Genomic DNA, 24586 nt, shown 5'->3' with positions numbered 1-24586 from the left:
TGAACAACAAAAAAGGTAGATATCAATCTACCCAAAACAAATCATTGATGTTGGCAACGCTGTCGATAGTCCTCCATCATCGCTTTAAAAATTTCACCATTTGAAGGCGGTGTATATGTAATGGCATTTGCACCTGCTTCAATAACTGCCTGAATTGTTTCAAGATTAGGTCCACCGGTAGCAATGATTGGAAAATCTTGAGAAATCTCTCTTAATGCTTTGACGATTGCAACAGTATTCTTACCACCCGAAACATTAACAATTGTCGCTCCAGAATGTAACATGCGTTCCTCAAGATTTTCATCTAAAGAAACGATTGATAATACTACTGGAATATCAACATAATCAGATAATTCTTGAATAAATTCAGTTTTTGTAGGTGCATTTAAAACAACTGCAGTTGCACCATGTAATTCTGCATCCAAAGCAATCTCCCGTACTCGAGGTCCTGCTGTTGTTCCACCGCCAACGCCCGCAAAAACAGGACGTTGTGCTACATCGATAATTGAATTAGTAATTTGCATGGTTGGGGTAAATGGATAAACCGCGATTACAGCATCAGCATTACAATTGGATATTACTGCAACATCTGTTGAGAATAATAATGATTTAATTCTTTTGCCATTAATAACTATTCCACTGGCATTGCGGATACACTCTGGTACCATAATTGTATGGCTTCTTAGCTGTGTGTTGATTTTTGGTGCTTCTCTTTTCATTTTTTTACCTCCCCTTGTTTTATTTAATAATATTTTAATACAATAATATGAATTCTTAATGACTAGCTATGAATAAAGTGATAAACTGCTCCAATTAAATTTGCTTCATTTCCAAAACGGCATTTAACTACTTTAGGATGAATTTTTGCAACAGGAATACTATCATATATTTTTTCTAAACGACTTTCAATCTGTTCAATTAAATCAGGTCGTACACTAATTGCTCCACCAATAATAATTTTTTCAGGATCATAGACATATTGAAGATTATATATCCCCATTGCTAAGACACTATAGTACCGATCAACATATTTTTGATAAATAGGGTTGTCTTGTGCTTGATCAAAAATCACTTTACCATCTAAAGTTTGATAATCAACTCCCAATTCTTTAGCAACCCCTTTTACTGTTGCAACTGTAGATCCTGCAGTAGACCAAGAAATATAGGAATCATTATCAAGATCATTTAAGGCCACCATATAGCCAAATTCACCGCCATGAAGATGTTTTCCTTTATGAATCATTCGATCCTTAACAACAGCACCACCTATCCCAGTGCCACTAACAATGAACATACAGTCATCCACATCACTTCCAGATCCTTTCCAAACTTCTGCTAATGCTGCACAGTTAGCGTCGTTTTCAATTGAAACTTTTGTGTTGAAGCGTTTTTGTAGATCCTCTTTGATATTCGGCCCATGGATATAATCTAAAGCACTTGCTCCTTCAATATTCCCAACTTCACTGTTAACGGCACCTGGCATGCTTAATGCAATTCCCGCTACTTCATAATTACAATTATGATAAATCTCACCCATTGCCTGATACATTTTTTCTAGTGAATCGGGCGTTACGATTTTATCAGTATTAATGATTTTTCCCTGATCATTGACAACACCATATTTTATTGACGTTCCACCAACATCCATTGCTAAATAATATTTCATCTTTTTATCCCTCTTTTCAATATTTTAATTATATCACATCTATATCTTTCTTCGAAATATAAATAATGTAAATTTATTCTAATAATTTTAATTACGCATCTATAAAATAGAAGTTTATCAAACCAAAAAGAACACTTAGCAAATTTAATTTGCTAAGTGTTTACTATTTTTTATCAACAATCTGCTGATTTAGCATTGCGACAAAATCATCAAATGGAACAGTAATTTGTTTTTGCTCTCCATGTTTACGATATGTAACAGTTTTTTCATCACGTTCATTATTACCTAATACTAATAAATAAGGTACCTTATCCATTTGTCCCTCACGAATTCGATAACCCAATTTTTCTTCACGAGCATCCAGTTCAACTTTAAAGCCTTTATCCTTTAATAACTCAGTTACTTCTTTAGCATAGTCTAAATGATACTCATTATTAACCGGCAATACTTTAACTTGAACAGGTGCCAACCATAATGGGAACACACCAGCAAAATGCTCAATTAAAATTCCAATAAATCTTTCAATCGATCCAAAGATAACACGATGCAGCATAACTGGACGAACTTTTTCACCTTTATCATCAATATAAGTAATATCGAATCTCTCTGGTAAATTCATATCTAATTGAATTGTTCCGCATTGCCAAACTCTCCCTAATGAATCTTTAACATGGAAATCGAGTTTTGGTCCATAGAAAGCGCCATCTCCAGGATTTACTTTATAATCCTTACCTGCTGCTTTACAAGCGGCAGCTAAAGCAGCTTCACTTTTTTCCCAGATTGCTAAATCACCAATATATTTCTTCTCGGGACGGGTAGATAATTCAATTTCATAACTTAAATTTAAGCTTCCATAAACACGATCAATGAAATTAATCAACCTTATAATTTCACCTTCAATTTGATCAGGTGTCATATAGATATGTGCATCGTCTTGAGTAAAAGTACGTACTCTAAATAAACCATTCAAGGCTCCACTAGCTTCATGGCGATGAACTTGACCTAGTTCACCCATTCTTAATGGTAAATCTTTGTATGAATGTAAGGAATTTTTATATACTAACAAACTTCCTGGACAGTTCATAGGCTTAATTGCAAATTCACGGTCATCAACCATACTAGTATACATATCTTCTTTATAATTTTCCCAATGACCACTAGTTTCCCATAATTCACGTGACATCATAATTGGTGTTTTAATGAATTCATATCCTTCTTTAGCATGTTCTTCGTACCAGAATTGTTCTAAAGTATTTCTTAAAATCATTCCTTTCGGTAAGAAAAATGGCATCCCAGGAGCGTATTCACTCATCATAAATAATCCTAGTTCTTTACCTAGCTTCTTATGATCCCGCCGTTTTGCCTCTTCCAATAATTCAAGATGTTTAGCTAAGTCTTCAGAAGTTTCAAAACAAACACCATAAATTCTTTGTAGTACCTTATTTTCTTTGTCACCCTTCCAATACGCACCTGAATGTTTAGTCAATTTAAAGTTCTTACAAGCTTTAACTGTTTCAACATGCGGACCTCTACATAAATCAACAAAATCTCCTTGACGATAACAACTAATAGTTGTATCATTTTCAAAATTATTGATCAAATCTATTTTATATTCATCATCTTTGAACATTTCTAAGGCTTCTTCTTTAGAAATTTCTTGGCGAGTAATACGTTTGCCATCTTTACAAATCTTTTTCATTTCTTTTTCGATTTTAGGAATATCCTCATCTTTGATTACATCATTTCCTAAATCAACATCATAATAGAATCCTTCACTAACAACTGGACCAACCCAAAATTTAGCTTGAGGATAAAGATGTTTAATTGCTTGTGCCATTACATGAGCACAAGAGTGATTTAATACACTTAGTTTTTCGTCTTCTTTAAAATCAATCATTATTTTTCTCCTTTACTGTTTTTTAATAAAAAAACTCTCATCCAAAGGACGAGAGTATCGTGGTACCACCTTAATTTGTTATCGAAATAACCTCAAAGCTATAACGCACTACCGACATTCTCTTTCGAGTGTTGCATATTAGGGAGTACCTAAATAACCTTATCAAGACTTGCACCACCCGTCTTTTCTCTGAATCAAAGTATTATCTAGACATATCCTAAATCATCGCATCTATTTACTATACTAATTCTACTCATTTATTGATTAAAGTCAACTAATTTGTTTATTTAACTTTTTCGTCTTGTTTTAAATTATAAGCCATCCGAATATTTTCGGTTTCTTTTTTTAATGCCTTATAAACAAACTTTGATGGCATCTTATTAAACATTGTCACTGTGTCACACTTGATACAATATAAAGCTTGAATCCCCCGTACATTTATTCGTTTGATCCAATCACCCTCGGCTTTGCATATTCCACATTCAATTTTATTTTGTGGTTCAACTATTTGTATTCTCATTTTCATCACCCAAAATACAGTATGCACCAAACAAATTAAAATAATTGTCAAAATAAATACGGATAAGTGATCTACTTATCCGTATTAACTAATTTTTTTAGATCTTTTACTTCTTGCGGTTTTAAAATACGATATCTTCCTGGTGTTAGCCCTTTTAAATTAATTCCACCAATACTTACACGATGCAATCTTTTAACCGGATGTCCTACACTCTCAAACATTTTCTTAACTTGTCGGTTTTTACCTTCTACTAACTTTATTTTCAGCATTGTGGTTTTATGTTCGGTATCTTTGTCAACGACTTTAATCTTACATGGTAAAGTTTTAACCCCTTCTAAATAAACACCCTTTTCCAGTTTATTTAAAGTTGGTCCAGTAATTAAACCTTTAATAGATACTTCATAAATTTTTTCTAAATGTGAACGAGGATGCATAATCATATTAGCAAATTCTCCATCATTAGACATAATAATTAATCCCGTTGTATCAAAATCTAGTCTTCCAACTGGATAAATTCTTTCTTTAACTTCAGTAAAATAATCTGTAATAATAGGTCGGTCAAATTCATCATCTAAAGTACAAACACACCCTTTAGGTTTATAAAAAACATAATATACTTTATTTTCACCAACCAACGGCTTTCCTTCAACTGTAATTAAATCTCCCTGTTTTACTTTGGTTCCTAATTCAGTAACGACTTTGCCATTTACTTCAACTTTTCCTTGAACGATCAAGTCTTCCGCTTTTCTTCGCGAAGTATAACCACTTGCCGCAATTGCTTTTTGTAATCTTTCCATGTCTTTTCACCTACTTCGTAATCATTATACTGAATTGTCAATTAAAAGCAACCAATTATCTTACGAATAACTTATTTTTATATAAATATCCTACAGTTCACTTTTATAAACTTGCACTTTGGAGTAAAATATAGTTATAAATAATATGGAGGAAACACTATGAGAGGAATTTATTCATCATTAACTAAAATTCGACGTAAAGTTTTTGTTGAAGTTGCAAAGTTAGCCTATGAGGGGAATGATTATAGTCGTATCGAAAATTTACCCTATAAAGTAATTCCTGGAGAAGTCGCAACTTATCGTGACAGTATTTTTTTGGAACGGGCTATTGTCGGTGAAAGAATTCGTTTAACGATGGGATTATCATTGCGCCCTATTGATGAACCAGCACCAATATCTAAAGGGATTGAAGAAAGTATTATTGCCGACAAATATTACGAACCACCATTAATCAACATTATTAAATTTGCCTGTAATAAATGTCCAGAAAAGAAATTTGAGGTCAGTAGTGGCTGCCAGGCCTGTTTAGCGCACCCATGTATCGAAGTTTGTCCTAAAAATGCAATCAGCTTTAAAGACGGGAAAGCATATATTGATCAAGATAAATGTATTAAATGTGGTCTTTGTAAAACTAATTGTCCATATGATGCAATTTTAAAAAGAGAAAGACCATGTGCTAAGGCTTGTGGAATGGATGCTATTGAAACTGATGAATATGGTAATGCCCACATTAATTATGATAAATGCGTCTCTTGTGGAATGTGCTTAGTTAGCTGTCCCTTTGGGGCCATTGCTGATAAAAGTCAAATTTTCCAATTAATTCAAGCAATTAAGGCCGGCGATGAAATTATTGCAGCAGTAGCTCCTGCATTTATTGGACAATTTGGTCCTAAAGTCACACCAGAAGTTTTAAAAAAAGCAATGCAGCAATTAGGTTTTAAGGATGTGGTTGAGGTTGCCATTGGGGCTGATTTATGTACAATTGATGAAGCAAAGGACTTTTTAGAAAAAGTACCTGCTCAGCAACCGTTTATGGCAACATCATGTTGTCCTTCTTGGTCAATGATGGCCAAAAAAGAATTCCCGGAATTTAAATCTTATATATCAATGGCTTTAACACCAATGGTATTAACCGCTCGTTTGATAAAAGAAAAACATCCTAATAGCCGAGTTGTTTTTGTAGGGCCATGTGCAGCAAAAAAACTAGAAGCTTCTAGAAAATCAGTACGAAGTGAGGTTGATTTTGTTTTAACATTTGAAGAAATTGGCGCAATGTTTGAAGCTAAAGGCATTGATTTTGCTTCTTTAAAACCAGATGAAGCTGATCCATTTACTCAGGCTAGTAGTGATGGTCGCGGTTTTGCCGTTAGCGGTGGGGTTGCTAAAGCAGTCGTAAATTGTATTAAAGCTAAAGAGCCTGAACGTGAAGTATTAGTGGAATCAGCAGAAGGATTAGCAAATTGTAAAAAAATGCTTAAATTAGCAAAAAGTGGTAAATATGACGGTTATCTACTTGAAGGTATGGCTTGTCCCGGTGGTTGTGTTGCTGGAGCTGGAACTTTATTACCAATCACTAGAGCTACAACCGCAGTAAAAAAATATACCAATAGTTCTGATAAACTTAATGCCAATGATTCTAAATATAAAGATTATTTGGAACGACTAATTGAAGAATATAAATAAAGTCTAAAATTTAATGATATAATCCCTTGTCGAACGACAAGGGATTATTTGTTTTTTTAGCCTTTAATCATATTTTTTATTGTAACTGTTTTTATTCAAAATCAATAAAAGTTTGAAAAGTAAAATGATTTTCATTTTCATCCCAAATTTCAACGAACTTAGGTGTAGCCTCAATTAAAATCTCTGTTTTTCATAACTATACGCATTGTAATTTTGTCATAAATACTGACGATATAACTGCTCAAATTTACGTCCCAGTTTTTCAATCACTAAGCCTATATTTTTCGTCAGCCCTTCTATTTGAATTCTTCCATTGCATAATGCAACTTGAGGATTTTTAAATAATTGTTGAGTTTTTCTAAAATTTTTATCTGTTTTAAAATAAACAACTAATATTACGAACCGTTACATAATCATCTACACTAGTCGCTAATACATAATTTTCCAATTTCCTAATTTTTTAAAAAATAAAACAGCTCCATCTTCAAAAATCACCTCTCTTTTCTTTTAGTCACCTGTATGATGAATTATAGTACTTAGTTTTTTATATACCAATAATGTAATCAAATATACAATAATACTTTTAATTAAATTAAAGAGAACAACTCCTACATTAATAATAATTTCAACCCACGTTCCTTTAAAAGTAACAATTTTAGTTTTATCATAACGATAGATCAAGGCTGCTGGTTAAACCAAAGCAATACTTAACCATAAAACTTTGTAATTCACCTGTAAACATAAGCTGTATCAAAATATAAAAATGGTGGTATTAAAGGTAATGGGAATCAAAATACCATCAGCATCGCCTATAATGCCCCTAAAATTGCGTTCAACACTAATCACCTTGTCTTTCCTCTTTTCAACTTTCTTCCTCCTAAAATAAAAAACCGAAAACATAATAAAATGCCTTCGATAGAATTCTAGAAAATGTCTTTTCTCATCTGAACTTTAACCGTCGATATTAGAATTTTACTAACTCAGCCATATTATAAAATATGGGTCATGAACTGTAACCATCGGTAGGGATTCTCCTCATGCCACAAAGACTAATATTAAATTTTAGGTTATTGAAACAAATTCAATGCTTATAGTTATATATCTTACCTAGATTTAATACAATTAATATTATAATTACAAATATTAGGATATTTTGACAGTTTTATTTTCTACTCTAAAACTTCTATTTTTCCAAGTTCAACATATGTTTAAAGGGGTGAAGAAAATGAAATTAGGATTAATTATAAGTTTAATGATGACACTAGTAAATACAAACGTCAGTGCTGTACCCTTCCAAGGAAAAAGTTATATTGTCATGGAAGCTAGTCATCAAATCGTAATCGAAGGCAGTAATCAAGATTACATTCAGAGCGTTGCTTCAATTTCAAAAATTATGACCTGTATTATTGCGATTGAAAACATGGAACTTGATACTATCATTACAGTTGATGATACAATAAATAAAGCCTGGGGAAGTGGTGTCTATATACATATAGGTGATAAAATCAGTCTACGTGACTTACTATATGGTTTGATGCTTAGAAGTGGCAACGATGCTGCTGTAATGATTGCTAAAGCAGTTGGTAAAGAAATTCCAAAATTTGTTGATATGATGAATGACAAAGCAAAAGAACTTCAGTTGCATAGCACAACTTTTTCTAATCCAACAGGTTTAGATGAAGAAGATAACGGGAATCAATCCACTGTTTATGATATGGCACGATTAATGGCCTATTGCCATCAAAATCCAATTTTTAATGAAATTGTCAGTACTAAAGAATACAAACGCGAAGACGGTAATGGGACTTGGCATAACAAAAATAAATTATTAACCAACTATGAATATTGTATTGGTGGAAAAACTGGTTTTACCAAAAAAGCACGACGAACCCTAATTACCATAGCTCGTAAAGATGATCTTGATTTAATTATTGTTACTTTTAATTGTGGAAATGATTTTGAATTTCATCAAAAGAAATTTGAAGAATGTTATGCTAATTTAAAAGCAACTAAAATATTCTCAAAAGGTATCGTTGAATTTAAACAGCAACAGTACTATTTAGACTTTGATGTCTATGTTAATAAAAAACCAACTGATAAAGTTGAAGTTTCATTAAATAATAATGAAATTGTGATTTTATTAAATAACCAGCCAATTGCTAAACAAAAAGTTGTTCCATACAATTACTTTTTAGGTTTCAAAATGGTCCTGAAGGATTTATTCTATGGCTAAAGTTTTTAAATTTGGTTTAATTTTCTTTGTGATAATTGCTTTTTGCACTAATAATCAAAATAAAATGTTTGAAGCAATTTTAAGTTCACCACAACAAGTTTTTGACTTAATCAAAGTAATCGTTTTAAGTGCTTGTCTTTGGAATGGGTTTTTAAATATTATTAAAGCTTCGGGACTTATTAAACAATTATCGTTTTTACTTAAGCCGATTTTAAAACTTATCTATGGTAATACGGTCGAAGATGATCAAGTTTATCTATATCTCTCAACTAATTTTATTGCTAATTTATTAGGAGTTGGTTCTTTGGCTTCTATTAGTGGTTTAAAAGCAATGCAATCTCTGACAAAATACCAACGTGATCCAAAGACTCCATGCAAAGAAATGATGCTTTTAGTTATTTTAAACACTACTGGCCTTTCAATCATTCCTACAACAATGATGACGTTAAGACAAAGTTATGGCAGCCACGACATCCTTGGCTTCTTTGGCTATAGTCTTACTATTGGTTTCGTCATTACAATCGTCGGTATTATTGCAAGTAAGGTGATTGAACATTATGGATAGTGTAATCTTAATTATCATTTTAATAGCTCTAGTCGAAGCAAGTTTTAAACACGTTGATATTTTTAATGAATTTATCGAAGGGGTAAAGGAAGGCAGTAAACTCCTAATTACTTTATTTCCAACAATGATGGCTTTTACACTATGGGTCACATGTTTTCAGTATTGCGGCCTAATTGAACTACTAGAAATCGGTTTTAAGAGTATTTTTGCTATTTTGAATATTCCTATTGATATCTTTATGATGATGATTGTTAGACCATTTTCTTCAAATGGATCACTAACTATTTTAAATAATATCTTTTTAAAGTATGGGGTTGATCATCCTTATAGCATTCTTGGCTCCATTATTCAGACAGGCAGCGATACTACATTTTATGTTGTAACCTTGTATTTTGGCAGTATAAAACTTCAAAATAATCGATACGCCTTAAAATTAGGTCTTTGGCTTGATGCGATTGCTTGCCTTCTTGCAACTATTGCATATTTACTCTTTATCGGTTAGAACAATCAAATATTATCAAAATTCAACAAATAACTTGCATAAAAGGTGTTACTTAAAGCAACACCTTTTATCAAACAATTATTTAATGAAAAACGTATAATATCCTTGGATAAATATAAAAATAATCACACAAGGAAGAATAAATTTTAAATAATTTTTTGTCCATTTTGGGAATTTAATTCCTGTTCCTGTATTAGCTTCTTGGAGAAAACCATCAAATCCCCAGCCATAACGACATGTGCAAAATAACAAATACGCTAATGAACCAAGTGGCAGGAAATTATATGTAACCAAGAAATCTTCAAGATCTTGAATTGTTGTTCCGATACCAAATGGAGTAATATCACTAAGAATATTAAAGCCAAGGGCACAAGGTAAAGATAAAATTAAAATAATAATAAAATTAACTACAACTGCTTTTTTACGACTCCAATTAAATAAATCCATCCCAAATGAAATAATATTTTCAAATACTGCAATTATAGTTGATAAAGCTGCGAAACTCATAAAGACAAAAAATAAGCATCCCCATACTTGTCCTAACCACATTTCATTAAAAATGCTAGGCAACGTAATAAATACCAGACCCGGTCCACTTTCAGGATTTACTCCAAAAGCAAAACATGCGGGAAAAATAATTAAGCCTGATAATAATGCCACTAACGTATCTAAAGTACATACACTTATTGTCTCACCAAATAAACGCCGTTCTTTGCCAATATAGCTTCCAAAAATAGCAATTGCCCCAATTCCTAAACTTAAAGTGAAAAATGCTTGTCCCATTGCAGCAAAAATAATCTCTAAAAGACCATATTGTTTAATTGCCGCTAAATTAGGAATTAAGTAAAACGCCAAACCGTCTCTACCACCAGGTAAAGTAACAGCACGTATCACCAAAATCAAAATAATAATTAATAATGAACTCATCATGATCTTAGTAATCTTTTCTACACCATTTTGAAGGCCCAAGGAACAAATTCCAAATCCCAAAACAACCACTACAATCATCCAGAATACTTGCATAAATGGATCTTGGAGCGAATTATTAAATATATCTCCAACTTGTGCTGGAGTAATACCGTTAAAGTCACCTTTTATCATTTTAAAAAAATAAGCAATCATCCAGCCTCCGACGGTTGTATAAAACATCATCAACATATAATTTCCAGCCATTTGAAATTTTCCAATTGCACCCCAAAATTTTCTCTTAGGTACCAGTGAATGAAATGCTAATGCCGCACTTTTTTGGCTTGCACGTCCGACTGCAAATTCCATTGTCATAATTGGTGCTCCTAAAGCAATTAAAAAAAATAAATAAATTAATACAAATAGTGCCCCACCATATTGACCAACAACATATGGAAAACGCCATACATTTCCAAGTCCAATCGCGCACCCTGCTGATATCAAGATAAAACCTAATCTTGATGAAAATTTTTCTCTTTCTTTCATGAAATTAAACCCTTCTATTAATATTTCTTAATAATTCTAGCTTAGTTAAACATGAAATGCAATAAATTGTTTTTAAATCAAAACAAACTCTCATCGAAAGATGAGAGTTTGAATTAGGCATAGTTTGCTTTATTAACACTTACATATTTCCAATATGAGCGATATTTTCCTTTGCAGGCAATTACAGGATAATTAGAATAACCAAATTCTCTTGCAATTGTTCCTTTAGGAACCTTATTTACATGTGTTAATTTTCCATCTACTACAGCATATTTCATTTTTAGTTCCTCCTTTATTTACACTTATATTATAAACAAAGAAAAGACTTTATGCATTTTTATTATGCAGTTTAAATCCTATAAAAAGGTTTTAAAATCAATAAATCAAAAAAATGGAAATAGCAAAGCTATCTCCAATATATGATAAAAGAAGCGAATCTTTCACCACGACTAGAACTAAATTATAACATATTACAAACGTTTCGTAAATTATTTGTTTTAAATCCTTCAATATTTAAACAAACTTCTTCAATCACACGATTACGAGTTTCAATTGGTGCCCAGGCAATATGTGGTGTCATTATTAATTTTGTTGCATCTTTGATTTCTAATAAGGGACTGTTGCAACAGAATGGTTCATTTTCAAAAACATCTAAGCCAGCTCCTGCTAAGCGATGTTCTTTTAATGCCTCAACTAAATCTGCTTCATTTACAATTTTTCCTCTTCCAACATTAATTAAATATGCTGAATCCTTCATTTTTGCGAAAGCTGATTGGTCAAAAAGATTTTCTGTTTGACTATTTAAAGGTGCATGAATACTAATAATGTCACTTGATTCCAGTAATGTATCAAAATCAACCTGTTGATAATTTTGCTGGTTATTTTTTCCACTTGTAGAATAATATTGAACCTGACAGCCAAATGCGGTTGCAATTTCAGCAACTTTACGGCCAATATCGCCCATTCCAACGATTCCCCAAGTTTTACCAGTCAATTCGTGGAAAGTGTATCCTAAATGGGTAAACATAGAGCTTGATGCATAATTACCGCTCTCAACATAATTATGGTAATAATGATTTTTATTGTATAAATCTAATAATAAAGCGAATGTATGTTGTGCTACTGCATTTGTTGAATAGCCTTTAACATTGCATACGGTTATACCGGCAGCCTTACAATATTCAAGATCAATATTATTAACACCTGTCGCAGTAACACAAATAAGTTTTAATTTATGAGCATCTTTTAACTGTTCCTCTTTCAATATATGCTTATTAGTAATTACAACACTCGCATCTTTAATCCGCTCAGGAACCTCACTAACTTGACTTTGATGATATATTGTTACATCACCATATCGATTTAATTTGCTGACATCAATATCACTACCCAGTGTCTCACTATCCAAAAAGACAATCTTAAAATCACTTTTCATCATTGTAACTACTTCATCAAAACCTTTTCCTTGTATCATTTTTCCTAAAATAATAGCTTCATTTAAATCAAGAATTTTTGATGGTCGACAATTTCCGCTCATTACACCATCATTGATTTGAAAATCAAGATCTTTATTTAATAAAGAAATTCCTAAACTGCGACTCGTTACCTCTTCTAATTCTTCAACACTATTTAGAATTTGATTAACAAATTCAGAATTTTTTTGAATACAAGCCCTAATACAACTACTAAAATCTTTGCTTATCTTTACCTCTTCTCTAAAAATATCATCAAATAATAATGGTAAAACAAGATTATAAAGATCCATCGGTACAGCTCCATAACCTTTAGTAAAGCAATACAATAAAGCACTCCCTAATTTTTCATCTTTCATTCCATCTACTAACTTCATTTTTCTCTCCTAAAAAATATTTATAACTATTCTTTGACGGTCTTGCATCGTCATATCATCATAAATGATAAAACAGTATTTAAATCGTTTATAACGATGGTCATATTTTAATACATTATAACTTAAATATCGACTCTTTGATTCTTTTGCTCCACTGCCACATGAAGAACCAGCAGCAATCACATACATCCCTTCTTGACTGCTAAAAAATGGTAAATGTTTATGACCATGCAAAACATACTGAATTTGGTGTTTTCTTAACCATTCTACTAAATCACGGCTGTCTACTAATGCCTTAGAACTATCCATAATTTTCCCAACAAAAATCTTTTCACGCCATTTTTGCTTTAAAAAATCATCACGGGTAATTGGAAACAGATGATGATGCAGCATTGCAACAATTGTATAATCTCCTAAATTTTTAATAGCGGCAAGCTCTTCATCAATATTGTTTAATTGTTTCATTCCAACTTTACCACGCGCTAAATTACCTTCTACAGTTGAATCAATCTTAATTAAAACAATCTTTTCTTCTTCAAATACTTTAATGCTTTCATTTAACAAAAAGGCGATTACTTTACTTTTCTGACGCTTAAAAATATTAAAACCATTAACAATTACATCATGATTTCCTAAAATAAAGGAAACATCTGCATTATAACGATTTTTTAACCCTTTCATAAACCCTGATGCCTCATACATATTTTTTCGATTTGGTGAATTCATTAAATCCCCCGTAATCAAAAACTTTAAAGGATAATAAGAACGTAGCTGTTTAACAGTTTGATCAAGACTATCTTCAAGTGCCAAACGACCGATATTCTTCTTTTTGCTACCAAGGTGTAAATCACTTAGCTGCACAAAAAAGCTATCATAAGGACTTAAATATCGAATTGAAAAAATTGTATCATGTTCAATTTTAAAAATGACTTCTTCAATGTCCTGAGTAGTATAAATAGGAACAAATGCACACTCATCACCTTTAAAAATTAAAAATCCAGGCCAGCGATCAATTTGATATAAGGCCGTAACAAAATGTTTAAAAGGTCCATAAAATGATAAATCTTCTTTTTTTAATAGATTATGACAATTTAAAACCCTAATATTATCACTGTCTAAATCATCCACAATCTGATTTGAGGTTAAATACGCATTAATTGGCTCACTATAATCAAAACTTGATAATACTACGATCTGATATTTATTACGTTCTGTATTAATATACTCTTTTAATTCTTCTAAATGAGTCGGATCCATTTTTTCCATGATTTGTTCAGCATTTTTAGCTTTACTAAAAGCTAAAAACATATCATAACCAATATTTTCAATGGCTTTTAAATTAATACCACGTTTACGCATCCATTTTCTCAACTGGCATAAACCACGATATTCGTCAAGAATGCGACTAAAATAAGTTATGCTATCATCAAAAATTAAATTTAGATAAGCATTTATTAAATCATACTCATTCATTATTTGATCGCCTCCTTATCTATTATTATAACCCATTCAAAGCAAAAGCCTATATAAAATATAGGCCTTTTTGTTAAAATTTTAAATTTCTTGGTGTTCTTGGGAAAGGTTCAACATCACGAATATTTTGCATTCCAGTTAAATACATTAAGAAACGATCAAATCCTAAACCGAATCCCGCATGTTTACAGCCACCATAGCGACGTAAGTCCATATACCATTGTAAACCATCTTTAGACATTCCTTTTTCATCCATGATTCTTTCAAGAACATCATATCTTTCTTCACGTTGACTTCCTCCAACTAATTCTCCAATTCCTGGAACCAATAAATCACAAGCAGCCACTGTTTTATTATCATCATTTAAACGCATATAGAAAGCCTTGATTTCTTTTGGATAGTCTGTCAAGAAAACTGGTCCTTTAACAACCTGTTCACAAATATAGCGCTCATGTTCACTATTTAAATCCATTCCCCAAGAAACTTTATTTTTAAATTTAACATCTGCTTTTTCTAAAATTTCAATTGCTTCAGTGTATGTCATCCGTTTGAAATCACTGTTTTTAACTTTAGTAATTCGATTGATGCAATCTTTATCAATCATTGAAGCAAAGAATTCCATTTCCGCAGGAGCATTATCTAAAACGTAATCGATACAATATTTAACCATATCTTCAATTAAATCCATATCATCCTCTAAATCAGCAAAAGCAATTTCAGGTTCAATCATCCAAAATTCACTAGCATGGCGAGAAGTATTAGAGTTTTCTGCTCTAAATGCAGGACCAAATGTATAAACATCTCTAAAAGCCATTGCAAAAGCTTCAACATGTAATTGACCAGTAACTGTTAAGAAAGCCTCTTTTTCAAAGAAATCATCTTCAAAATTAGTTCCATCAATAGTTGTTGCTCTAAACATTTCTCCGGCCCCTTCACCATCGTTTCCAGTGATAATTGGTGTATGAACATAAACAAACCCTTGTGATTGGAAAAATTCATGAATAGCCATTGATAAAACACTGCGCAATCTAAAAATTGCATAGAAAGTGTTCGCACGAGGTCTTAAATGCGGTATTTCACGCATGTATTCGAATGAATGACGTTTCTTTTGTAATGGAAAATCTTCATCACATTTACCTTCGATTTCAATCTCAGTTGCTTCAACTTCAAATGGTTGTTTTCCTTCAGGTGTCAACTTTAATTTTCCAACTACTCGAATTGAACTACCAGTAGATAATTTATCGATTTCTTCATAGTTAGAAATTTCTGCTTCTGTATATACAACTTGTAAATTTTTGAAGTATGTACCATCATTTAGAGCAATAAATCCCAATTTCCCATTGTTACGATTAGTTCGAACCCATCCCTCAAGTTCAACATATTCGTAACCTTCTAAATCCATCATTTGGTTACTTAAAAACATTTCATATAGTTCTCTAACCGTTATAAATTCAAACATATTAATCCTCCTAGTTTTTCCTATTATATACTTTATTTTATCCATTATTCAAGTATTATTGACGATTTGAATCCATCTTAATAACTAATTCTTGAATTGCTACAACAACATCTACCTGTTGTACCTCGACTCCTTCACGAACTGTAAAATGTGTATGTGTAAAATCAACGATACCTTTAATTCCTAAATCCATTAAACGATCAACTGTTGGTTGAACGTTTTCAGAAATAGCCAAGATTGCAATTTTACAGTCTTTAGGAAAAGTTTTTTCTAAATCATCAATATTATAGAGTTTAACACCAAAACGCTCTCCCTCTTTATTTTTATCTTGATCATAGCCGCAGACAATTTTTCCCACCGTATATTGCCAACGGTTATATTTTAAAATTGCACTACCAAGATTTCCGATACCAATCAAAATAATTGATTCGTCTAGTCCTAATCCTAATACCTCACTTAATCCGTCAATTAAATGTTTTACATCATAACCTTTACCACGTTGGCCAAAATTATCTGTCTTTGATAAATAAGTAAAATCTCTACGAATCGTCGTATCTTGAATACCTGTTAAACTAGATAATTCGCTTGATAAACAATTTTCTTTACCTTCATGCTGCATTTTTCTTAAAGCTTTAAGATAAACAGGATAACGAGACATTGTAGCGTTTGATATTTTTTTATCCATTTTGATTTCCCCCGCTAACCGATTCATTTTCTAAATCTAAATTTGGCTTAATTCCTAATGACAAATCACTAAATAATTTCAAATCGTACATCTGTTTTGCTGCTAAAGCAATCATCATTGCGTTATCAGTACAACAACTCATTGGCGGTAATAATAATTCTACTCCATCTAATTGGCCAACCGCTTCACCCATCGCATTTCGCAATCCACGATTAGCACTCACGCCTCCTGCCATTAATACTTGTTTAATACCATATTCTTTAGTAGCACGTATTGTTTTATTGACTAAAACCGATAAAACCACATCTTGAAAAGAGGCAGCTAAATCTTCTTGATTGATTTCTTCATTTCGCTGCATCGCTTTATGATTTAAATTAATTACAGCAGATTTTAATCCACTAAAACTAAAATTATAGCTTTCATCATCCAAAGGCACTGGTAAATTATAAGTATGATTACCTTTAGCAGCCATTTTATCGATTATAGGTCCCCCAGGATATGGTAAATTTAAAACTCGTCCCACTTTATCATATGCTTCTCCAACAGCATCATCAAGGGTTTGCCCAATTACTTCAAATTTAAAAGGAGCTTTTAATAAGACAAGTTCACTATGACCACCACTAACAACTAAACAAAGACTTGGATAGATAATATTTTGAACATAGTTATTGGCATAAATATGTCCAGCAATATGATGTACTCCAATCAATGGCTTATGATAAGCCATTGCAATCGTTTTAGCGGCCTGTAAACCGATATGCAAAGACCCAACTAACCCCGGTCCTTTAGTTACCGCAATAGCATCAATTTCATCAATCGTAACGTTAGCCTTATTCAAAGTTTCTTTTAATACTAGCGAAACACATTCAACATGTTTCCTACTTGCAATTTCTGGCACTACTCCACCATACATCGCATGAACATCAATCTGTGAGGCCACGACACTACTAAGAAATTCTCGTTCATCTTTTAAGATTGCCATAGCCATCTCATCACAACTTGATTCAATTGCTAAAATAAGTGACACCGTTATTCCTCCATTTCTTTTACCATCAAATACGCATCTTCATGATTATCCTGATAGTAATTTTTTCTTGTTGCGGCAATTTTAAAGCCACATTTTTGATATAAACTAATTGCTTTAGTATTAGAAACTCGGACTTCTAAATTAATATTCGAATAGCCTAAATGCTTTGTAATTTCATCACATTTAGTCATTAATATTTTAGCATAGCCTTTTCCTTGGAACTCTTTTCTAACACCGATAGTTGTTATTTGAGTTTGGTCTCCTAGTGTCCACATTCCTATATAACCAACAATTATATTATTATCTTCCAAAATCAAAATTGATGAAAAAGCATTTTTTTCTAATTCATATTTAAAAGCTTCTTCATTCCATGGCGAACTAAATAAATCATGCTCTAACTTTACAACTTCTTCAATATCACCTAAATCCATCCGTCTGATTAACATATTTTTTTCGCCTCAACATCTTTTAAATAATGAGGAACAAGATTATCAATATTTTGACAATAATCAACACTTTTACCAGCTTGATAAATACAATCACTTAAATCGAGTTTAACTTTGTTAATTCCGACTAAATCACTATCACCAATCACTTGAAAATCAGGATATTGTTCTTTAAAATTAGCAAAATCATCAATCAACATGATTTGATCATCAATTATGGCCTGATTATGCTCATATACCCCAACAAAAATCTTTTTGCTTCGAGCATCAATTACACTGATTGCCTTAGAAGCTCCAGCATAACCATGTAACGAAGAAACTGCCTTGATTTTTATTTTTGAAATTGCTGCCAAAGTTTTGGCAATCGTCAAAGCGACCCGTTGACCAGTATAAGAACCAGGACCAATCGTAATTATCATTTCATCCACATTTAAAACTTCCCAATGATGTTTTTTCAACATTTCATCAAGATGTGTTAAAGCGTACTCAGATTGACGCCGATTTCCATCTGCTTGATACTTATCAATACATTGATCATCTTCGTATAGGCCAATAACTAAATAAGCATTTGATGTATCCATTACAATTGTCTTCATGTTAAAGCCTCCACAACTTGAGCGTATTTTTCACTATTTGTTTTAAAGACAAATTCGCGAATATTTTCATCAATTTTTTTTATTTCAATTGTTAAACGGTCTACCGGTAAAATATCTTCAATAAAATTAGCCCATTCAACAACACAAACATCATCACTATCAAAAATTTCTTCAAATCCTAAATCATCATCCTGTCCTTCTAAACGATAAGCATCAAAATGTGATAAATTCAAGCGACCTTGATATTGTTTTAAAATGGTAAAAGTAGGACTATTAATAACCTTGGTAATCCCTAATCCTTGACCAATTCCTTTGGTAAAGGTTGTCTTCCCGGCTCCTAAGTCGCCACTTAAAGTCAATAGCATATTTGGTTGTAATAACAAGCCTAAACGATTACCCAAAGCAATCGTTTCTTCAAGGTTATTTACTTTAATTACTTTTTCCATTGTATTCTCCTATCCTTGTGTCAAATCTTCATATACATGATACCAATGTTTCGTAAAATCTTCACTAAACGGTCCTTCACGTTTCGTTGCTAAATCAATTAGCAGTTCTAATTGTTTTTTTAATATTCTATCCAATTCTTTTGAATAATTCATCTGTTTAGCATGTTGCTTATACTCTTCTTCATCTAAAACCCGATAGTTATTATCTGGGAATACTTTTAAATCTAAATCATAATCAATATATTTCAATGCCTCACCATCATATAAAGTTGGTGAAGCAATATTACAATAATAATAAACTCCTGTTTTACGAATCATACAAATCACATTGTACCACTTATTTTTAGGAAAATAACAGATGGCAGGCTCTCTTGTATGCCACATTCGACCATCAGATTCAGTTACTAAGGTGCGATTATTGATTGCAATAAAATGATCATCATTTTCATCTAAGATGAATCCTTTGGCCCAGCATCGATGAATACTTCCATCGTGCTTATAACAGTGAATTAATACTTTTTTTCCTACCAGAGAATCTGACATCTTTTACTACCTCTCTTTATAACAGTACTATTATACACAAATTACTATCCTTTTTAAAGACAGAAGAAAAGAAAAGTAGCAAGCTACTTTTCTTTTACAGTTTAATCGAAGTATTTAATCGTGGATATATTAAGGCAAATCCGATGTAGCAAATAATTAAAGTTGGTAGGCAATAGGCTAAATTATAACCAAATGAATACCACCATGGATTCATTCCCTCAGGAGCATATGCTCCAAACAGCCATGCTCCAGATAAATAATGTGAGATAAACTTAAGAATCATTACAACAATAATTCCAGGATAAACTACATGACCTTTAATCTCAAAGTTTTTAAAAAATGATGCTATACCAATTACAGCTAGTGGAATTAAATAATCTAAAAATAATGACCATGGCCCCCAATATGTAGCCAACCCTAAAACAAAATGCAGTCCACAGCAGCAGGCTCCAACAACAATACCGTAATATCCACCTAATAAATATGAGGCTAATAGGATCGGTACTAATGACAGCGTAATACTTCCTCCCTGAGGCTGTCCCGGAACGACTTTAAAAGCTAATTCTAAAACTACTTGTAAAGCCATAAACATCGCCATATAAGCAATTGTTTTGGTTGTAATCTTAAATGTTTTGTTTTTCATATTTGTTTTTCCCCTTCCTTATGAAAGAGCCTAACAAAATTAAAAAATGCTTCTTTGCGAACGCAAAAAAGCAAACAATTTTAAATTTGCTCTCTCTACGCTGGCATTACCCAGTTCAGATGATAAGGGATCAGGCTTATGCCCTTCTCAGCAATTTTGCACCCCTGGCTCGTATACTATTATAGATTATCTTATTATAATATCAAGAAAAAAATCATTTTATTGATATTTCTGTAGCTTCTTTTTTAATATAGTAATCCAATAAGATGTTTTTTCCTTCTGCTGCCGAATTAAAAGAATCTAAATTACCAGTAATATACCTTACTGCTTCTTGCCATTCAGACAAAGCGTATGTTTCAGCTCTTAATTCATTTAAAAACTGTAACTGTTCATGGTCAAGCGATAATCTTCCTCTTAAATCAGAAATATAGGTACACTGCATAATATCGGCTATTTTTTCAAGTAGACCCATCGCTTTTCTCCTTTTCTAAAATAAAATATATGCGTTTCTCTCCCTAAACGCATATACCGAAATTCATATGCTTTTATTGCATATAGAGAACGATAAATCAGACAATATCGTTCAAATGTATTAAAATAATATATATGTTTTTATAGTGTGAAATTTGTTATTTTATAATATTTTATTACGAATTTTGACCGCATAATAGATGCTTGATAATCTCTACCTTTTAAGGACAAATAAATGTACTAATGTTATTTTCCATGAGCCCATCTTAAAAAAGTATCCTGTGAAACGCCTAATTCTTTAGCAGCCTGCCGTGAAGCAATTAAATTTTGTTGCCATTGATGCTTCAAAATTTCAAAATTTTCGGGAATTTCTTTGCGAGGGCGTCCAAATCTCACACCACGCATTCGTGCTGCTTCAATCCCTTCTCTTTGACGCTGACGAATATTTTCACGCTCTGTTTGAGCAACGTAAGAAAGAATCTGTAGAACCAAGTCTGCCACGAATGTTCCCGTTAAATTATCACCAGTACTCCGTGTATCTAATAATGGCATATCCAAAACAACAATATTTACATTTTTTTCTTTAGTGATTTTACGCCATTGGTTTTGTATTTCTTCATAATCACGTCCCAACCGATCGATTGATTTAATAACGATTGTATCTCCAGCACGAATTTTCCTTAATAATTTTTGATATTGTGGCCGATTAAAATCTTTCCCGCTTAATTTATCAAGATAAATTTGTTTCCTTGACATTGGATAATTCTCCAAGGCAATCATTTGCCGATCCTCATTTTGTTCTCTTGTTGAAACTCTTGTATAACCATACACTTTGTTTTCCATAATCTTCTCCTTTATAATAAATTATTTCTTCTACAAGTGCAGTATTGCCTAAACTCGTTCAATATTTCGACAATACAACATTTATAAAAAATATTTTTATATTTTATCTAACTTTAAAGTTAAAAATCTACCTATTAATAATAATTTGTATTCTTTTTATCCAATGATTAAAAAAATCTATATTAAAATTAATAAACGTAATGCTTTTATCTAGAAATTTTACAAAATGATGATATAATGACGATAGATTAAGGAGGCTTTATAAAATGGCAAAAATTATTTCTGTAAATGCAGGTAGTTCTTCATTAAAGTTTCAATTATTTGAAATGGATGACGAATCTGTAATTACATCTGGAGTAATCGAAAGAATTGGATTAGAAGATTCAATCTTTACGATTAAATATCAAGGAAAAAAGACTGTTACAACTAACCCAATTAAAGATCATAAAGTTGCAGTACAACTTTTATTAGATACTTTAATTGAAAAAGGAATTGTAAAAGAGTTAAATGAAATCAAAGGTGTTGGGCATCGTGTCGTTCAAGGGGGATCATACTTTGATTCTTCAGCAATCATTGATGAAGATGTTGTTAGTAAAATTGACGAATTAAAATCATTAGCACCATTACATAATCCCGCTCATTTAACTGGATATTATGCATTTAAGGAAGCAATCCCTGAAGCTGGAGCTGTAGCTGTATTTGATACTGCTTTTCACCAAACTTTAGATCCTAAATGCTATATTTATCCAATTCCATATAAATATTATACAGACTATAAAGTACGTAAATATGGTGCTCACGGAACTAGTCATTTCTATGTTTCTCAACGAGCAATCGAAATGCTTGGAAATCCTGAACATTCCAAAGTTATTGTGGCTCATTTAGGAGCTGGTGGATCTTTAACAGCTGTTAAAGACGGTAAATCAGTAAATACTTCAATGGGATTCACTCCACTTGCAGGAATTATGATGGGAACTCGTAGTGGTGACGTCGATCCTTCTGTAATCGATTATTTGATTGAAGAAGTTGGAATGGACATGAAAGAAGTTATTACGATGTTAAATAAAGAATCTGGACTACTTGGTATTTCTGGTGTGTCAAGTGATTTTAGAGATGTTCAAAATGCTGCTTTAGAAGGTAATGAAAGAGCTCAACTTGCAATCGATATTTTCTATCGTCGTGTTATTGCTTATATTGGTCGTTATTTTATTGCATTAGGTGGTGTTGATGCAATTTGCTTTACTGCAGGAATTGGTGAAAATTCATTCTTTGCAAGAAAAGGAATTTGTGATTTATTAAAAGATGCTTTAGGTATCGAACTTGATGAAGATGCAAATGTTAATGGTCAAGGAGATCGTTTAATTAGTACTCCTAATTCAAAAGTAAAAGTATTCGTTATCCCAACTAATGAAGAATTAGTAATTGCTCGCGATACAAAACGTCTACTAAACTTATAAAATAAACATGTAGCATTCCTGCTACATGTTTTAACGTGATGAAAATTAAAAATTTTTTAAAAGCAACGATTCATGAATCACTTTTAACAGGAATCTTGCTTGCTATCGTTGGGGGCTTTTTAGATATTTATACCTATCTTCTAAAAGGCAATGTTTTTGCTAATGCCCAAACTGGAAACATGGTTCTTATGGGACTTAAAATCGCTGAGCAAAACTATTTAGGTGCTTTATATTATTTATTACCAATATCAGCTTTCTTTTTAGGTATTGTTATTAGTGAATACATTAAGCATCGTTTAAGTAATGTCCAATATGTTGAATGGCAACATTTAATCTTAATTATTGAAATTATTATTCTGACGATCATTGCATTCATCCCTAAAGAGATTCCCTATAGTGTTTGCAACGTAACAATTGGTCTAGTTTGTTCTTTACAAGTAAATACATTTAGAACAACTAATGGTTTACCGTATGCCTCGACAATGTGTACTGGGAATTTGAGATCTGCCGGTCAAAAACTATCAGCATATTTATTCGCTCATGATAAAGATGCGTTACATCATTGTTTTCGCTATTTGATCATTATCTTCTTTTTTATCATTGGAGCCATTATTGCTACAGGTTTAATTAATATTTTTGGACAATGTGCGCTGTTATTTTGTTGTATATTACTTTTGATAACTCTACTCATTTTAGTTTATTAGCCTACTTGTTAGGCTATTTTTATTTTAACAAATGCTCTTTTACATACTTTATAATATCATCATGACTGCTCAAAACATCACAAAATGTCTTTCTTAAATCAAGCCGCTGCATATCAACGCAACGTATCTCACTCAACTGTAAACGACTTTTAGTCTTTACGCCCGACATCATCACTTCAATATCCATTTCAAATTCTGGATTAGCACTTGTTCCTTTTATAGAAGTACATGGAATAATCAGCATTTTATAGCCAAGATCCTTTAAAATATAACACCAGTGCCCATCCATTAATTCTTTAGGGAAACCACGTCCGATATTGAAATATGCTAATTGATGAACTTGTGGTCGATTAGAAAGATGATAATATGTACTGTCAATATCACATCCATTTTCTTTAACTAGATGACAATAAAAATATTCTAGTTGATTTGTCAAATGTTTCAATGAACAGCTGTATTTTTCAACGTCATAAATACCTGTTTCTTCTAAATTCTCTAATGATTTACTTATTTCAATTAAATTTTCATGTACACTCATAATTTATCCCTCCTATTATCATTTACTCCTAAACTTGGAAAATCACTTTTATTTTTTACAATTTTTTTTAATTTATTCATAAAATAATTAA

Annotated in this window: 26 protein-coding genes and 2 riboswitches; of the genes, 6 read left to right on the top strand and 20 right to left on the bottom strand. The window is 31.9% G+C overall.

All coding sequences use genetic code 11. From position 1 onward, the window contains the following. Nucleotides 1-41: 41 nt before the first annotated feature. From KTF99_RS13255 to KTF99_RS13235, 5 genes are all read right to left on the bottom strand, one after another. Nucleotides 42-719 (bottom strand): hypothetical protein, encoded by a 678-nt coding sequence (locus KTF99_RS13255; RefSeq protein ID WP_003537938.1) that lies wholly within the window; start codon nt 717-719, stop codon nt 42-44. A 62-nt stretch (nt 720-781) separates the two neighbouring features. After that, nucleotides 782-1666: an ROK family protein gene (locus tag KTF99_RS13250; protein WP_008792998.1), complete on the bottom strand. Its 885-nt coding sequence runs from the start codon at nt 1664-1666 to the stop codon at nt 782-784. Between the two features lie 163 nt (nt 1667-1829). Then, nucleotides 1830-3563, bottom strand: a complete 1734-nt coding sequence (thrS, locus tag KTF99_RS13245; RefSeq protein WP_029481324.1) for a threonine--tRNA ligase — start codon at nt 3561-3563, stop codon at nt 1830-1832. Nucleotides 3564-3846: 283 nt separating this feature from the next. Next, entirely contained in the window at nt 3847-4083 is a 237-nt protein-coding gene (locus KTF99_RS13240; RefSeq protein WP_224209093.1) for a hypothetical protein, read from the bottom strand. A gap of 71 nt (nt 4084-4154) precedes the next feature. Then, nucleotides 4155-4880, bottom strand: coding sequence for a pseudouridine synthase (locus KTF99_RS13235; protein WP_003537934.1), 726 nt, complete (start codon nt 4878-4880; stop codon nt 4155-4157). 159 nt (nt 4881-5039) lie between these two features. Between KTF99_RS13235 and KTF99_RS13230 the strand changes: the two genes are divergently transcribed. From KTF99_RS13230 to KTF99_RS13215, 4 genes are all read left to right on the top strand, one after another. After that, complete coding sequence (locus tag KTF99_RS13230; RefSeq protein WP_003537932.1) at nt 5040-6563, top strand: 4Fe-4S dicluster domain-containing protein; 1524 nt, start codon at nt 5040-5042, stop codon at nt 6561-6563. A 928-nt stretch (nt 6564-7491) separates the two neighbouring features. Continuing rightward, nucleotides 7492-7617, bottom strand: a riboswitch (FMN riboswitch). A gap of 171 nt (nt 7618-7788) precedes the next feature. Further along, nucleotides 7789-8796 (top strand): D-alanyl-D-alanine carboxypeptidase family protein, encoded by a 1008-nt coding sequence (locus KTF99_RS13225; RefSeq protein WP_029481327.1) that lies wholly within the window; start codon nt 7789-7791, stop codon nt 8794-8796. Next, a complete protein-coding gene (locus KTF99_RS13220) occupies nt 8789-9361 on the top strand; it encodes a nucleoside recognition domain-containing protein (protein WP_003537927.1) in 573 nt (190 codons plus the stop codon). The genes KTF99_RS13225 and KTF99_RS13220 overlap by 8 nt, the downstream gene beginning before the upstream one ends. Further along, nucleotides 9354-9863, top strand: a complete 510-nt coding sequence (locus KTF99_RS13215; RefSeq protein WP_003537924.1) for a hypothetical protein — start codon at nt 9354-9356, stop codon at nt 9861-9863. Before KTF99_RS13220 ends, KTF99_RS13215 begins: the two co-directional genes overlap by 8 nt. Nucleotides 9864-9941: 78 nt before the next feature. On the opposite strand, the gene KTF99_RS13210 is transcribed toward KTF99_RS13215, so the two are convergent. The 14 genes from KTF99_RS13210 to KTF99_RS13145 all read right to left on the bottom strand — a co-directional run bounded on the left by KTF99_RS13210 (nt 9942) and on the right by KTF99_RS13145 (nt 21796). Continuing rightward, complete coding sequence (locus KTF99_RS13210; RefSeq protein ID WP_003537923.1) at nt 9942-11315, bottom strand: sodium-dependent transporter; 1374 nt, start codon at nt 11313-11315, stop codon at nt 9942-9944. Nucleotides 11316-11428: 113 nt separating this feature from the next. Then, nucleotides 11429-11593, bottom strand: coding sequence for a hypothetical protein (locus KTF99_RS13205; protein ID WP_003537922.1), 165 nt, complete (start codon nt 11591-11593; stop codon nt 11429-11431). A 182-nt stretch (nt 11594-11775) separates the two neighbouring features. Next, entirely contained in the window at nt 11776-13164 is a 1389-nt protein-coding gene (locus KTF99_RS13200) for a D-2-hydroxyacid dehydrogenase (RefSeq protein WP_008792994.1), read from the bottom strand. Between the two features lie 9 nt (nt 13165-13173). After that, complete coding sequence (locus KTF99_RS13195) at nt 13174-14637, bottom strand: metallophosphoesterase family protein (protein WP_003537920.1); 1464 nt, start codon at nt 14635-14637, stop codon at nt 13174-13176. A gap of 73 nt (nt 14638-14710) precedes the next feature. Then, complete coding sequence (asnS, locus tag KTF99_RS13190) at nt 14711-16096, bottom strand: asparagine--tRNA ligase (RefSeq protein ID WP_008792993.1); 1386 nt, start codon at nt 16094-16096, stop codon at nt 14711-14713. A 55-nt stretch (nt 16097-16151) separates the two neighbouring features. Further along, nucleotides 16152-16781 (bottom strand): redox-sensing transcriptional repressor Rex, encoded by a 630-nt coding sequence (locus tag KTF99_RS13185; protein ID WP_003537918.1) that lies wholly within the window; start codon nt 16779-16781, stop codon nt 16152-16154. Next, nucleotides 16774-17808, bottom strand: a complete 1035-nt coding sequence (gene tsaD / locus KTF99_RS13180) for a tRNA (adenosine(37)-N6)-threonylcarbamoyltransferase complex transferase subunit TsaD (RefSeq protein WP_003537917.1) — start codon at nt 17806-17808, stop codon at nt 16774-16776. Before tsaD ends, KTF99_RS13185 begins: the two co-directional genes overlap by 8 nt. 2 nt (nt 17809-17810) lie before the next feature. After that, nucleotides 17811-18254 (bottom strand): ribosomal protein S18-alanine N-acetyltransferase, encoded by a 444-nt coding sequence (gene rimI, locus KTF99_RS13175; protein ID WP_003537916.1) that lies wholly within the window; start codon nt 18252-18254, stop codon nt 17811-17813. Next, a complete protein-coding gene (tsaB, locus tag KTF99_RS13170) occupies nt 18248-18850 on the bottom strand; it encodes a tRNA (adenosine(37)-N6)-threonylcarbamoyltransferase complex dimerization subunit type 1 TsaB (RefSeq protein WP_003537915.1) in 603 nt (200 codons plus the stop codon). The genes rimI and tsaB overlap by 7 nt, the downstream gene beginning before the upstream one ends. Continuing rightward, on the bottom strand, nt 18847-19296 hold the full coding sequence (tsaE, locus tag KTF99_RS13165) for a tRNA (adenosine(37)-N6)-threonylcarbamoyltransferase complex ATPase subunit type 1 TsaE (RefSeq protein WP_003537914.1): 450 nt from the start codon (nt 19294-19296) through the stop codon (nt 18847-18849). Before tsaE ends, tsaB begins: the two co-directional genes overlap by 4 nt. A gap of 9 nt (nt 19297-19305) precedes the next feature. Next, nucleotides 19306-19839 (bottom strand): DUF402 domain-containing protein, encoded by a 534-nt coding sequence (locus tag KTF99_RS13160; protein ID WP_003537913.1) that lies wholly within the window; start codon nt 19837-19839, stop codon nt 19306-19308. Between the two features lie 94 nt (nt 19840-19933). After that, a complete protein-coding gene (locus KTF99_RS13155) occupies nt 19934-20482 on the bottom strand; it encodes an energy-coupled thiamine transporter ThiT (protein ID WP_009009361.1) in 549 nt (182 codons plus the stop codon). 74 nt (nt 20483-20556) lie between these two features. Then, nucleotides 20557-20658, bottom strand: a riboswitch (TPP riboswitch). A 38-nt stretch (nt 20659-20696) separates the two neighbouring features. Further along, nucleotides 20697-20954 carry a hypothetical protein gene (locus KTF99_RS13150; protein WP_003537909.1) on the bottom strand — a complete coding sequence of 86 codons (258 nt, stop codon included), beginning with the start codon at nt 20952-20954 and terminating at the stop codon, nt 20697-20699. A 245-nt stretch (nt 20955-21199) separates the two neighbouring features. Further along, nucleotides 21200-21796: a recombinase family protein gene (locus KTF99_RS13145; RefSeq protein WP_217215608.1), complete on the bottom strand. Its 597-nt coding sequence runs from the start codon at nt 21794-21796 to the stop codon at nt 21200-21202. A gap of 266 nt (nt 21797-22062) precedes the next feature. On the opposite strand from KTF99_RS13145, the gene KTF99_RS13140 reads away from it, so the two are divergent. Both KTF99_RS13140 and KTF99_RS13135 read left to right on the top strand, forming a co-directional pair. Beyond that, nucleotides 22063-23253, top strand: coding sequence for an acetate/propionate family kinase (locus tag KTF99_RS13140; protein WP_003537907.1), 1191 nt, complete (start codon nt 22063-22065; stop codon nt 23251-23253). Between the two features lie 38 nt (nt 23254-23291). Then, nucleotides 23292-23957 (top strand): YoaK family protein, encoded by a 666-nt coding sequence (locus KTF99_RS13135; protein WP_003537906.1) that lies wholly within the window; start codon nt 23292-23294, stop codon nt 23955-23957. A 19-nt stretch (nt 23958-23976) separates the two neighbouring features. On the opposite strand, the gene KTF99_RS13130 is transcribed toward KTF99_RS13135, so the two are convergent. Further along, nucleotides 23977-24495: a hypothetical protein gene (locus KTF99_RS13130; RefSeq protein WP_029481333.1), complete on the bottom strand. Its 519-nt coding sequence runs from the start codon at nt 24493-24495 to the stop codon at nt 23977-23979. Nucleotides 24496-24586: the final 91 nt, after the last annotated feature.

Origin of the sequence: Erysipelatoclostridium sp. MSK.7.34 (genome assembly GCF_019041935.1) — a bacterium.
GTDB lineage: Bacteria > Bacillota_I > Bacilli_A > Erysipelotrichales > Coprobacillaceae > Thomasclavelia > Thomasclavelia ramosa.
The sequence above is the reverse complement of the archived record's forward strand: the minus strand, read 5'-3'. Positions and strand labels throughout refer to the sequence as shown.